Raw genomic sequence first — 13181 nt, 5'->3', positions numbered from 1 at the left:
GCAGAGATCCGCTCTTGTCGGAAAGCGGACGTATCTCTATCAGAGCCCGAGGCCCCGGGCGATCAGCATGCGCTGGACCTCGGAGGTGCCCTCGCCGATCTCGAGGATCTTGGCGTCGCGGTAGAAGCGTCCGACGGCCGACTCGTTCATGAAGCCGTATCCGCCGTGCACCTGGGTCGCCCAGCGGCTGTTCTCCATGGCCGCGTTGCTGGCGTTCAGCTTGGCGATCGCCGCGTAGCGCTTGAAGTCGTCGCCGGCCAGCATGCGGGCCGCGGCGTCGTAGTAGCCGAGCCGGGCCGTGTGCGCGCGCAGCTCCATGTCGGCGATCATGAACTGGACGGCCTGGTAGTTGCCGATCGTCTTGCCGAAGGCGGTGCGCTGGTTGGCGTACTTCACCGACTCGTCGACGCAGCCCTGGGCGAGCCCGACCGAGAGCGCGGCGATCGCGATGCGGCCCTCGTCGAGGATGCGCAGGAACTGGGCGAAACCGCGACCCCGCTCGCCGAGCAGGTTGCCGGCCGGGACGCGTACGTCATCGAAGAAAAGCTCGTGGGTGTCCGACGCGCACCAGCCGACCTTGGAGTAGCCGGGCGCCACCGTGAAGCCGGGCGTGCCGGAGGGCACGATGATCGTGGAGAGCTCCTTCGAGCCGTCCGGGTTGACGCCGGTCACCGCCATGACGGTGACCAGGCAGGTGATGTCGGTGCCGGAGTTTGTGATGAACGCCTTGGTCCCGTTGATCACCCACTCGTTCGTCGCCTCGTCGAGCACGGCCCGGGTCGTCGTGCCGGCCGCGTCGGAGCCGGTGCCGGGCTCGGTGAGGCCGAAGCCGGCCAGCGCCTCGCCGGTGGCCAGCCGTGGCAGCCACTGCTCCCGCTGCTCAGGCGTGCCGAAGCGGTAGATCGGCATGGCGCCGAGCGAGACGGCCGCCTCGAGCGTGACCGCGACCGAGCTGTCCACTCTGGCCAGTTCCTCCAGAGCGATGCAGAGGGCGAAGTAGTCGCCGCCCATGCCGCCGAACTCCTCGGGGAAGGGCAGGCCGAACAGGCCCATCTTGCCCATCTGGCGAACCAGGTCGTACGGGAAGGTCTTGTGCTCGTAGTGGTCGGCGATGACGGGCGCGACCTGTTCCACGGCGAAGTCCCGGACGCTGGCGCGCAGCGCCTCCTGCTCCTCGCCGAGCCGGAAGTCCACCATGGCGTGCTCCTTCGAAGATTCAGACGGGCGTGACGCCGTGCCGGCGCCGGGCGAAGCCGCGATCTTTGCCACGCGCGGCGCGGTAGCGGCGGATGAGCTCGTCGCGCAGGTCGCCCGGCTCGACGACGGTGTCCACGACCAGCTCGCTGGCCAGCCGCATGATGTCGATGTCCTGCTCGTACTCGGCTCGGCGCTCGGCCACGAAGGCGGCCCGCTCCTCGTCGGTCGGCAGGGCGGCGATCTTGTTGGCGTAGACCGCGTTCACCGCGGCCTCGGCTCCCATCACCGCGATCTTGGCGGTGGGCAGGGCGATGGTGGCCTCCGGGTCGAAGCCGGGGCCGGCCATGGCGTACAGCCCGGCGCCGTAGGCCTTGCGGACCACCACGCAGATCTTCGGCACCGTGGCCTCGGAGATCGCGGTGACCATCTTGGCGCCGTGCCGGATGATGCCCTGCTTTTCCACCGCCGAGCCGACCATGAAGCCGGGCACGTCGCAGAGGAAGAGCAGCGGGACGTTGAAGGCGTCGCAGAGCTGCACGAAGCGGCTCGCCTTGTCGGCCGAGTCGGGGAAGAGCACGCCGCCCTTGAACATCGAGTTGTTGCCGACGACGCCGATCACCTCGCCGTCGAGCCGGGCGAAGCCGATCGTGAGCTCCTTGGCCCACAGGGCCTGGATCTCGAAGAACGACCCCTCGTCGACCAGGGCCTTGACGTAGCGCCGCATGTCGAAGGCCTGGCGTTCGCTCTCCGGGACCATGGTCGCGAGATCGGCGCCATTCGCGCTTTTCGGCTCGATCGCCGGCGGGCGCTGCTCCCAGTTCGAGGGCATGAAGGAGAGGTAGGTGCGGACGACCTCGAGCGCGTCCTGCTCGGTCTTGCAGAGGAAGTGGCCGACGCCGGACTCGGTGCAGTGCACCTTGGCCCCGCCCATCGCCTCGAGCGTCGTCTTCTCCCCGGTGACCATCTCGACCATGCGGTCGGAGCCCAGGTACATGCTCGCGTTGCCCTCGACCATGGCGACGACGTCGCAGAAGGCCGGCATGTACGCCCCACCGGCCGCCGACGGGCCGAACAGAGCGCAGGCCTGCGGGATCGCGCCGGACGCGCGCACCTGGGTGTGGAAGATCTTCCCGGCGCCGCGGCGGCCCGGGAAGAGGTCGACCTGGTCGGTGATGCGGGCGCCGGCCGAGTCGACCAGATAGATCATCGGTACGCCGTACTCCACGGCCCGCTCGATGATGCGGATGATCTTTTCGACCGTGCGGGCGCCCCAGGAGCCGGCCTTGACCGTGGAGTCGTTCGCCATCAGGCAGACGTCGCGGCCGTCGAGCCGGGCCACTCCGGTGATCACGCCGTCGGCCGGCAGTCCGTCGGCCAGGCTGTTGGCATAGAGGCCGTCCTCGACGAAGGAACCCTCGTCGACCAGCAGGGCGATGCGCTCGCGGGCGAAGAGCTTGCCCTTGGCCGCGTTGGCCGCGTGGTAGCGCTCGGCGCCACCGGCCAGCACGCGTTTGCGCGTCTGCGCGAGCTCGTCCACGCTGGGTCCCCCTGAACGATCGTTAGGTTGAACGACCGTTAGGGTAGCCCACTTGTCAAGGTCACGGCAACGACGGACGGGAGCCTCCGCCGGCTGCGGAGACTCCCGTCCGTTTCACTGCTCCGGTGCCGTGGAGGGACACCGGGTACTGCTCGACGCCTCCTGGCGTCGTCGGGTCGCACCCGGGACCGGCGCGACCCGGTCTGTGCGGGTGATCAGCGAAGCGTGTTCAGCAGACCCAGGCCCGTGGCGTCGCCGACGGTGCCGGCCAGGTCGGTGACCGGGGAACCCTCGGTCATGGCCTTGCGGCCACCGGTGGCCTTGGTGTCCGAACCGGTCGCGGCCGGCTTGGTGTAACCAGCGGTCGGCTCCTCGTCCACGGGCTCCTCAGCCGCGGGCTCCTCGCCCTGGTTGGCGCCGTAGCCCTTGTCGTCGTCACCGCGGACGCCGCCGTCACCCTTGTAGTCGTCCGGGTCCTCGCCCTGGGCGCCACCGAAGTCGTCGTCGTCCTTGCCACCGTGGTGGTGACCCGGCTTGCCGTGGCCGTGGTGGCCGTCCCAGTCGCCGTCCCAGTCGTCGCCGCCCCAGAAGCCGCCACGACGACGGTCGTCGTCGTCGCCGAGGTCGTTGACGCACGCCGCCGCCGACTGGGCCGCGCCCAGGATGCCGATCGAGGTGCCGCAGACGTTGATCGGCACGTTGATCGGGACACCGATCTGGGTGCCGTTCAGGATGCCGTTGTTGTCGCCGTTGCTCTGGATGAAGTCATCGTCGTGGTGACCGGTGCCCTTCTCCAGCTTGTTGACGGAGACCGCGCGGGCGTCCGAGGCGCCGAGGACGGCGACCGAGGTGCCGGACAGGTTCACCGGGAGGCTGATCGGGGCGTACAGCTGGGTGCCGTTGGCGATCCCGTTGTTGTCGCCGTTGCTCTGCCAGCCGCTCTCCCGGCCGCGGGTCTTGCCCTTGACCGAGCCGCTCTCCAGGTTGTTCACGCAGAGCGCGCGGCTGTCGGCCGCGCCGAGCAGCGCGATCGAGGTGCCACAGACGTTGATCGGAACGTCGATCGGGGCGTACAGCTGGGTGCCGTTGAGGATCCCGTTGTTGTCGCCGTTCGACTGGATGTCGCCGTCGTGGTCACGCCAGCCGTGCTCGGTGGTCCGGCCGCTCTCCTCGAGCTTGTTGACGCCGACGCCGGAGGCCTGCGCGTGGCCGGCGACCGCGGCCGCCGTGCCGACGACGTTCACCGGAACGTTGACCGGCAGGTACGCCTGGGTCCCGTTCAGGATGCCGTTGTTGTCCCCGTTGGACTGGACGTGGCGGCGGCCGCTCTCGATCGAGTTGACGCCGGCGCCGCGCGAGTCGGCCACGCCGAGGATGCCGACCGAGGTGCCGACGACGTTGACCGGAACCCGGACCGGGACGGCGAGCTGGGTGCCGTTCAGGATCCCGTTGTTGTCGCCGTTGCTCTGGATCGAGTCGGCCTGCGCGGCGGCCGGGGCGAACAGCAGGGCGCCAGCGGCCAGGACGCCGACGCTCAGAGTCTTACGAACCCAAGTCTTCATGAGGAAAGAAATGCCTTTCAAGAATGTTTCGGCAAAATGCATACGTATTCAATTGGGGCGATGCGTTTCGGGCGCAGCGGTGCCCTGGCTCGGTTGATTTCTGCCCTGACTCCGCTTGTCGACGTGCGCCCACAAGGCGCTTCGGTGCGGTGCGTGTGATTCAGGCGTCTACGATTCGCCGCTTGTTCGCAAGCGGATGGGGAATCGGGCCCGACCGCGGGCACCGAAGCCGGTGCCGGCCGGTCGTCGGCGGTCGGGCGGACCGCCGAGCGCCATCACTCAGTCAGGTGAGACGGTCGGTGCCTCGGCGTCGTGCTGCCGGGCCTCGACATCGGACGCGATCGCGGCGAGATGGCTGGCCATCGTGCCGCGGGCGATCGCAGCCGGCAGGAAGGCCGCGGAGCCACCTTCCGTCGGTGTCCCCGACCCACTGGTCGGAGTGCCGCTGACGTCCCCGAGACGCAGCCGCAGAGGAGCGGCTGGTTCGTCACCGCCGGGCGTGCTTTCCTCCCCAGCCGTCTCCGGCGCCACGACCTTCGCCGCCTGGGCGGCGCGGGCGTGGTGGTGGTGCCGGTGGGCCGGCGGTGCGGAGGAGACCTTGCCGTGCTTGACCGGTGCGACGGCGTGGTGGCCGGCGACCGGGGCGCGGAGGGTCTTGATCGTGACAGGGCTCGCCGTGCCAGCGTCGGCCGGCTTCCGCCGTTCTTCTTGAGAAGGCGCCGGCTTCTGCCGTTCCTCCTCCGAAGGCGCCGGCCGATCGTCGGCCGGGCTCTCGGTCTCGGCGACCGCGCCGGTGACCGCGTCGGTCACCGCGGTGAGCCGCTGCGGAGTCTCCGGGCCGCCGATGAGGCGGATTGTGCCGGTGACATCCGACAGGACCTGGTCGACGTCGCTCACGGCGGCGTCCACCGGTGTCCCGGTGTTGTCATTGACCTCGTCGACAGTCTCCGCCGGATGGGAGAGAACCCGCCGGGGAACGTCGAGGATGTCGGTCAAGGGTCGCTCATGGCCCGGTCGTTCCGCCTCCAGCGGCTTTACAGCCGCCTGCAGGAGACCGGTGACCGGAGCTGTGGTGTCGGCGCCGATGACGGAGCCGAGCAACGAGCCGTCCGGCCCGTCGACCCGGTCCGCGGCATGTGCGGCGGCACCGGTGAGCAGCCAGGCCGCACCGGCCAGACCGCCGACGACGAGGACTCGCAGGCCCCACCGGGATCCGGTGTGCCGGCGCGCGCGGCTCTCCGTACGCCACTCCGCCCCCTGGATGTGAGGCGGCACGGGCGTGGAGTCGCCGGCGGGCGGCACGATCGGCCCGGGCAGCGTGGCGTGTGAACGCCCGACCCCCAGTGCCGTCATGTTCCGCCCCTCGTCGTTTCGACTCGAACCGGTGGCGGATCCGCCGTATTCGGCGATATCGGCCACTCGGTATTGGTAACGAAACGACGGGACTGCGGTCACGCGGGCAAATCGGAAAAATGATCGCAGCGGCCTGCGGCGGAAATCACACCAATCTCGTCCGTGGCCCCGCGCGTAGAACACCCGACGGCAGGGTACGGCCGAGCAGTTTCTCGGCCGCCCCGGCGACCTCGATCAGGCGGTCGAGGTCTATTCCGGTGTCGATGCCCATGTCGTGGAGCATGTGGACGACCTCCTCGGTCGCCACGTTCCCCGAGGCGCCGGGGGCGTACGGGCAACCGCCGATCCCGCCGACGCTGGCGTCGAACTCGGTCACCCCCAGCTCGAGCGCGGTGAGGATGTTGGCCAGCCCCGTACCCCTGGTGTTGTGGAAATGCAGAAGGTCGGGCCGGACGGCCGAGAGAAGATCACGCACCCGGCGGGGCGTCGCCATGCCGGTCGTGTCGCCGAAGGCGATGCGGTCGGCGCCGTCGGCACGGACCCGGGACACGATGCCCGCCACCCGGCCGGGATCGATGTCGCCCTCGAACGGGCAGCCGAAACTGGTGGCGACGATGACCTCGACCGTCGCGCCGGCCTCGTGGATCAGCGGGACCAGCGAGGCGATGTCGTCGAGCGACTCGTCGGTCGAGCGGTTGAGGTTGCGCCGGTTGTGAGTGTCCGAGGCGGACACGACGACCTCGATCTCACGGAAGCCGGCGGCGAGGGCCCGCTGCGCGCCGCGCGAGTTCGGGATCAGCGCGGAGTAGCGGATCTCCGGATGTTTCGTGGCGCGCGACCACACCTCGTCGGCGTCGGCCATCTGCGGGATGGCCTTGGGATGCACAAAGGAGACAGCCTCGATCCGCCGTACGCCCGTCTCACTCAGCGCGTCGATCAACGCGACCTTGGCGTCGGTCGCGATGGGCTCCTCGTTCTGCAACCCGTCCCGCGGCGCGACCTCTCGGATGCTCACTGACGTCATCGGCGGATCACCTCATTCGGGACACGATGCCGGTGTCGTAGTCACCGGACAGGAACTCCGGGTTCTCCAGCAGCTCGGCGAAGAATGGCAGGTTGTTCTTGGGGCCGGCGATCTGGAAACCGGCGACCGCGGCGCGGGCCCGCGCGAGGGCCTCGTCCCGATCGGCGCCCACGACGATCAGCTTGGCCATCAGCGAGTCGTAATGCTGGGTGACCGCCGTGCCCTCGGCATAGCCGGAGTCGACGCGCACACCCTCGCCGGACGGCTCGACCCACGTGGTGATCGGGCCGGGGCCGGGGAAGAAGCGTTTCGGGTCTTCGGCGTTGACCCGGAACTCGATCGCGTGGCCGCTGGTGGCCCGCGCCGGGTCGGTCAGCTCGCCCGACGCGATGCGCAGCTGCTCCTCGACCAGGTCGATGCCGTGGATGATCTCGGTGATCGGGTGTTCGACCTGAAGACGCGTGTTCATCTCGAGGAAGAAGAACTCGCCGGTGGTGGGGTCGAGCAGGCACTCGACCGTGCCGGCGTTGCGATAGCCGACGGCCTCGCCGGCCCGCACCGCGGCGGCCAGGAAACGCTCACGCAGCTCGGGCGAGACGGCCGGACTGGGCGTCTCCTCCACCAGTTTCTGGTTGCGGCGCTGCACCGAGCACTCACGCTCGGACAGGGCGATCACCCGCCCGTCGGCCAGGCCGAGGATCTGCACCTCGACGTGGCGCACCCGGGGGAAATAGCGCTCGATCAGCACCGAGCCGTCGCCGAACATGCGCTCGGCGAAGCCACGCACCTTGTCGAACTCGACACGCAGCGCCTTTTCGTCGTCGGCGACCGCCATGCCCATGCCGCCACCGCCGGCGGCGGCCTTGACCATCACCGGATATCCGATCTCGGTGGCGGCCGCGACGGCGGCGTCCACAGTGGCCGCCGGATCGTGCGAGCCCGGCGCGACCGGCACGCCGGCCGCGGCCATGATGTTGCGCGCATTGATCTTGTCGCCCATCGCGGCGATCGCCTCGGGGCCGGGGCCGACCCAGATGAGGCCGTTGGCCTCGACCGCGCGGGCGAAGTCGGCGTTCTCGCTGAGGAAGCCGTAACCCGGGTGGATGGCCTGCGCGCCGGTCGATTTCGCGGCGGCCAGGACGGCGTCGGCGTTGCGGTAGCTCTCGGCCGGGTTGGCCGGGCCGACGCACACCGCCTCGTCGGCCTCGAGCACGAACGGCATGCCGGCGTCGGCCTCGGAGTGCACGGCGATCGTGCGGATGCCGAGCTGCCGGGCGGTCCGGACGATCCGCCGGGCGATCTCGCCCCGGTTCGCGACGAGCAGCGACTCGATCATTCAGTGCCCCGTCAGCGCGTGGATGGTGGCCTCGCGCAGCAGCGCGGCCCGGCGGCGGCGGTCGACCTCGCCGCCCAGGAACGGCGTCGAGTTCATGAGGCCGAAGGCCGCGTGGGCCAGCACGCGGGCCTCGGCCGCGTCGAGCTCGGGGCGCAGCTTGCCCAGCACGGCCACCCACTCCTCGACGTAGAGCCGCTGGAGCCGGCGGATCTGGCGCCGCGGCTCCTCGGGCAGGCGGTCGAGCTCGTGCAGGTGCAGGGCGATCACGGCCGGGTTGGCCAGCGCGAACTCGACGTGGAAGTCGATCAGGTCGGCCAGCGCGGCGCTGGCGTCGTCGGGATGCAGCGCGACGCGGGCCTCACCGCCGTGCAGCAGGCCCTCGCTCACCGGGACGAGCGCCGCCACGAGCATCGCCTCTTTGCCGGCGAAGTGGTGATAGAGCGCCGGACCGGTCACGCCGGCGGCCGAGCCGATGTCGTCCATCGAGACACCGTGATAGCCACGGGCCGCGAACAGACCCACCGCGATCTCCAGGATCTCGTCGCGGCGCGACCGCCGCCGGGGAGCGGGCGGCCCCGGGCGCTGCTGCTGATCAACCGTTGTCACGAGGTCACTCTAACCCTCTGTCAAGCCGTGTGCTTAACGTGCGTTAAGGATTCTACTCATCGGTAGGGTTCCGCGCCTCCCCCAGCATGTTCTCGATCGTGGCGGCGTCCTCCTCGGCGCCGATAGCCCGCAGACGCTGCGGCAACTCCTCCAGCCGGGCCACCGCCTCGGCGTGCCGGCCACGGGCCATGAGCAGGCCGGCGGCTTCGCGGGCGACCATCGAGCGCTGCCAGATCGCGTTCGGCTCGGCGGCCAGCTCGGGCGGGAGCTCGGCGTAGAGCTTCTCGGCCCGGTCGGCCTCGGCCAGGCCGGTGGGCGCGTCGTCGGCGTAGTGCAGGGCGCTCACCCGCCGGCGCAGCAGGCGCAGCTCGCCGATCAGATCGCCGGCCTCGTGCAGCGCCTCGGCCGCAGCCTCGAAGACCTGCGCCGCCTCGCCGTCGCGGTCGAGATCGTAGAGCAGGGCGCCCGCCTGCTCGCCGACCTGCCCGCGCCCGGCCGGGTTGCCGGCCAGGCTCTCGATCAGCGCGCGGTAGAGGGTGAGGGCGCCCTGGTTGTCGCCGATCTCGCGGTAGAGGCCGGCGAGCAGGAAGCGCACGTCGTCGGCCGGGGCGCCGAGCTCGAGCCGCTCGAAGCGCAGCAGCGCCTCCTCGGCCACTTCGGCCGCCTCGACCGGGCGGCCCGACTCCTTGTACGCGATGGCGAGGTCCTGCCGGACGAAGGCGCCACCCCGCTCCTCGTCCTGCTCGGCACAGAGGGCGACGGCCTCGACCAGGTCGTGGACGGCCTCAGCGGCCCGGTCGAGGTGGAGCAGCGCCCGGCCGCGACCGGCGCGGGCCATCAGCGCCACCTCGGGACGGCCACCGGCCAGCACCTCGCCGAAGGCCTCGACCACCTGCTCGGCGCCGGTGGCGAGGTCGGCCACCATCAGAGCGGCCTCGGCGGTGCGGGCCGCAGGCCCGTGCTCCCGATAGAAGTCACGCGCCCGCGACACCGCGGCAAGCGCCTGCTCGCGGATCTCGGGCACGGGAGCCGACTCGCTCTGGGCCGACTCGCTGTGGGCCATCAGGGTGCGGGCCCGCCAGATCGCGTTGTCGGCGCGGAACCGGGGCAGGCCGGCGGCCTCGGCGAACTCGTCGGAGCGGTCGAGGCTCTCGCCGGCGGCGGCGAAGTCGTCGGCCACGAACTGCGCGATGGCCAGGTGTGACCACGCGCGCGACCGCTGACGGTCGTCGCCGTGATCGGTCATGTGCGCCACCTCGGCCCGCACCATGGCGAGGCCCTCGGAAGCCCGATCGGTCAGGCAGTAGAGGATGCCGAGGCGGCCGCTCGTCGCGGCCGCGCGCTCGGTCGCGCCGGCCTCGGTCAGCAGGTCGATCGCGCGGCGCCAGAGCCGCTCGACCTCCTCGGGATCCTCGCGCCAGTCGATGACGCCGCCCTCGAGGGCAGCACGCCGGCCGGCCTGCTCGACGGTGAGGCCGGCGTCGGCCGAACGGCGAGGCTCGACAGTGAGGCCGGCGTCGGACGCGCGGTGCTCGGCGTCGAGGCCGGGGAACCGCCGGTCGAGCTCGGCCAAGGCCGCGGTCACGGCCTCGTCGCGGTCGGCGCCGGCGTGCTCCTCGGCCAGGGTGAGCAGCTCGTCCGCGCTCAGGCCGGCCGGAACCTCGACCGGCTCCTCCTTTTCCACCACGATCCGCGGCGCGGCCTCGGCCGGGCGCGCGGTCGGCGACAGGGCCAGCGTGACGCCGAACGGCTCGCGGGCCAGCCACTCGGCGATGCGGCGGCTCTGCTCGGTGGTGCCGTTGCGGGCGTCGAACCGGGCCGCCAGCTCGGACGCCTGGGTCGCGAGCTCGGTGGCCAGCTCGGCCGCGGTGGTGTCGGGACGGCCGGCGCGGCGCACGACCGCGTCGCCGTGGCCCAGCTCGGTGACGCGGCGCAGCAGGTGGCCACCGGCGGCGGCGAACTCCATGGCCGCCATCGGCGACGGGGCCTTGTCGAGCCAGTCGATGTGGCGCTGCAGGATCTCCAGGCCGCGGCTCTCGTTGCCCGTGCGGGAGCAGAAGGTGATGTGGCCGGCGATGTCGGCCATGTCGGCCAGGTTGGAGCGCTGGAGACGGTACGACCGGCGATGCGCGTCGGCGGCCTCGCCCAGACGCCCGGTGAGCAGATAGGGAACCATCAGCTCCTCGAGGATCGTCTGCGGCTGCTCGGTGCAGTTGAGCGTGCCCTCGAGCACCGGATGGGCGTGCTCGACCGCCTCGGCGAAACGGCCGCGCTCGGACAGGTGGGCCGCGACGTCGGTGGGGTCGCAGCCGACGCAGTCGGAGAGACTGTCGCGCGGGGCGGCCTGCCACTTCTCGTACCAGGAGTCGGCGTCGTCGCGCAGGCCGACGTGGTCGGCCACGACGTAGCGGTATTTGTAGAGCGCGCCCATGCCGCGGCCGAACTCGCGGTAGCGCCGCTCCATGTCGTCGAGCACCGCATAGGTGCGGGCCAGCGGCACCTCGGGGAACTTGGTGAGCGCGTTGACCATGGCCTTGAAGAGCCAGAGCAGGTTGTGCTGGGCCCGCTGGTGGTACGGCTGCGGGTTGCGGTCGAAATCGCCGATGCACCAGGAGAAGGTGACGAACGCCTTGGCCGGCTCGCCGCCGTAGATGTAGGCGTTACTGGCGATCATGCGGGTGACGAAGGCCAGCTGCGGATCGTTCACCGCGTCGACGTGACGCAGGATCTGCTCGACCATCGCGATCTGCGCGGCGCCGTACGGCATGTCGTCGGCCTGGGAGATCAGCTCCCAGAGCTCCTCGGCGGTCTTCATCAGGCGTCCTTCTCCCCCGGGACGGCCCGCTCCAGCAGGCCCAGGAACGACGTGGTCAGCAGCGCGGCGTCGGCCGGCTTGATCGGGTGGTGGCCCAGCATCAGCGCCTGGCCGTAGAGCGACTCGACGGCCAGGCCGATCAGCTCGGGGTCGGCGATGGCGATCACCCGCCGCACCAACGGGTTGCGGTGGTTGAGCACCAGCTGGGGCCGGTCGGCCGGCGCGGTGTGGGCCAGCGCGTCGAGCACGCCGCCCCACAGATCGTCGGCGCGGTCGCGGCCGGTGGTGAACTCCTCGTGGAACGCGGCCGAACGGCTCACCAGATAGAGCGCGGGAAGGTTGGCCGGGTCGAACGCGCGGACCTGGACCTCGCAGCCGAGCCGGTCGAGCCGGCGCTGGGCGGCGGTGAGGAACGGGCGCAGCCGCAACTCGGTCTCGGTGTCGACCGCGGTGAACCGGGTGGCCAGGTCGGACGGCTCGAGCCGCTCGACCCGCACGTCGGAGTCCACTGTGGCCAGCCGCTGGATGAGGTCGGCGTCGTAGACGTAGCCACCGTTGATCAGGGCCACCTCCTGGGCGGCGGCGACGGCGGCGAGCTGGCGGAACTCGTCGGTGGTGGCCGCGTAGCGGATCACGCCGTACCGCTCGCGGAACTCGGCCAGCGTCAGCCGGCCCATGTTGGTCTCCATGGCGTACCACTGCTCGACCAGGCGCAGCATCTCGTCGTCGTGCAGGGCCAGGGCCTTGACGCCGAGGTGGTGGATCTCGAGGAAACGGGACAGCTTGCGCGGATCGGTGGCGGCCAGCCGGACCAGCCAGCCCCGCAGCTGGTCGGCGATCGCCTCGCGCGTGTCGGCGAGCAGACCGTCGTCGTAGAGCGCCTCGCGGCTCGCGGTGGGGCGGAGCTCGGTGCTGTCGACCACGCAACGGGCGAAGAACGCCCACTCCGGCAGCAGGCCCTCGACGCTCTCGGAGAGCAGCATGCGCTTGAGATAGACGCGGTGTCCGCCGCGGGTGGCCGGGTTGACCGGGGTCGGCAGGATGAAGGCGACGCCGGTCAGCCCGGCCTCGGGCACGTTCAGCTCGACGGTGTCGAAAGGCCGGAAACCGAAGACCTTCTCCCCGTACGCCGTGAGGGCGGCGTCGCTGTCTGACCAGGGCACCGACCCGGCGGTCACCCGCCGGCCGTCGACCTCGACCCGCACCGGCAGCAGGGAGCCGTAGAGCTCGGCCAGCTCGCGCACGGACGTACTGCTCAAGAGATGCTCCGAGCCGCGGCGCGGCAGCAGGGTGACCGTGGTCCCGGGCTCGCGGTCGTCGCCGGCCCGGACGTCGTAGCGGCCGTCGGAATATCCGGTCCACAGCACCGGCTCGGCCCCGGCCCGGCGGGTGTGCACGCGGATCTCGTCGGCGACCAGGAAGCACGAGAGCAGGCCGATGCCGAACTGGCCGAGGAACTCGTGGCGCTGGAAGCCGAGCTCGTCGCGTTTCGAGCTGCGGCCGATGGTGGCCAGCAGCTCGTGGACCTGGGCCTCGGTGAGCCCGATGCCGTTGTCGGCCACGCGCAGCCCGTGGTCGCCGGTGGTGAGGGTCACCGACCCGGACGCGAGGTCACCGGTCGCGGTGATGGCATCGACCGCGTTCTGCAGCAGCTCGCGGACGTAGACGCGGGGGCTCGCGTAGAGGTGGTGACTCAGCAGGTCGACGATGCCCCGGAGATCGACCTGGAACGTGTTGCTCACGGCGGACAA

9 protein-coding genes are annotated in these 13181 nt (G+C 71.0%); all 9 read right to left on the bottom strand.

Features of this window, described 5'->3' with window-relative positions:
* Positions 1–39: 39 nt before the first annotated feature.
* The 9 genes from ACQP2X_RS00170 to ACQP2X_RS00130 all read right to left on the bottom strand — a co-directional run bounded on the left by ACQP2X_RS00170 (position 40) and on the right by ACQP2X_RS00130 (position 13172).
* Positions 40–1194: an acyl-CoA dehydrogenase family protein gene (locus ACQP2X_RS00170; RefSeq protein ID WP_498701341.1), complete on the bottom strand. Its 1155-nt coding sequence runs from the start codon at positions 1192–1194 to the stop codon at positions 40–42.
* Between the two features lie 22 nt (positions 1195–1216).
* Positions 1217–2734, bottom strand: a complete 1518-nt coding sequence (locus tag ACQP2X_RS00165) for an acyl-CoA carboxylase subunit beta (protein WP_498693532.1) — start codon at positions 2732–2734, stop codon at positions 1217–1219.
* A gap of 215 nt (positions 2735–2949) precedes the next feature.
* Complete coding sequence (locus tag ACQP2X_RS00160; RefSeq protein ID WP_498693530.1) at positions 2950–4296, bottom strand: chaplin family protein; 1347 nt, start codon at positions 4294–4296, stop codon at positions 2950–2952.
* Between the two features lie 279 nt (positions 4297–4575).
* Positions 4576–5649: a hypothetical protein gene (locus ACQP2X_RS00155; protein WP_498693529.1), complete on the bottom strand. Its 1074-nt coding sequence runs from the start codon at positions 5647–5649 to the stop codon at positions 4576–4578.
* A gap of 145 nt (positions 5650–5794) precedes the next feature.
* Entirely contained in the window at positions 5795–6673 is an 879-nt protein-coding gene (locus ACQP2X_RS00150) for a hydroxymethylglutaryl-CoA lyase (protein ID WP_498693528.1), read from the bottom strand.
* 7 nt (positions 6674–6680) lie between these two features.
* Complete coding sequence (locus tag ACQP2X_RS00145; protein WP_498693527.1) at positions 6681–8009, bottom strand: acetyl-CoA carboxylase biotin carboxylase subunit; 1329 nt, start codon at positions 8007–8009, stop codon at positions 6681–6683.
* Positions 8010–8615, bottom strand: coding sequence for a TetR/AcrR family transcriptional regulator (locus ACQP2X_RS00140; RefSeq protein WP_498693526.1), 606 nt, complete (start codon positions 8613–8615; stop codon positions 8010–8012).
* Positions 8616–8667: 52 nt separating this feature from the next.
* Positions 8668–11430: a tetratricopeptide repeat protein gene (locus ACQP2X_RS00135; RefSeq protein ID WP_498693525.1), complete on the bottom strand. Its 2763-nt coding sequence runs from the start codon at positions 11428–11430 to the stop codon at positions 8668–8670.
* Complete coding sequence (locus ACQP2X_RS00130; protein ID WP_498693524.1) at positions 11430–13172, bottom strand: HSP90 family protein; 1743 nt, start codon at positions 13170–13172, stop codon at positions 11430–11432. The genes ACQP2X_RS00135 and ACQP2X_RS00130 overlap by 1 nt, the downstream gene beginning before the upstream one ends.
* Positions 13173–13181: the final 9 nt, after the last annotated feature.

It is taken from the genome of Actinoplanes sp. CA-131856, assembly GCF_050956135.1.
GTDB lineage: Bacteria > Actinomycetota > Actinomycetes > Mycobacteriales > Micromonosporaceae > Actinoplanes.
The sequence above is the reverse complement of the archived record's forward strand: the minus strand, read 5'-3'. Positions and strand labels throughout refer to the sequence as shown.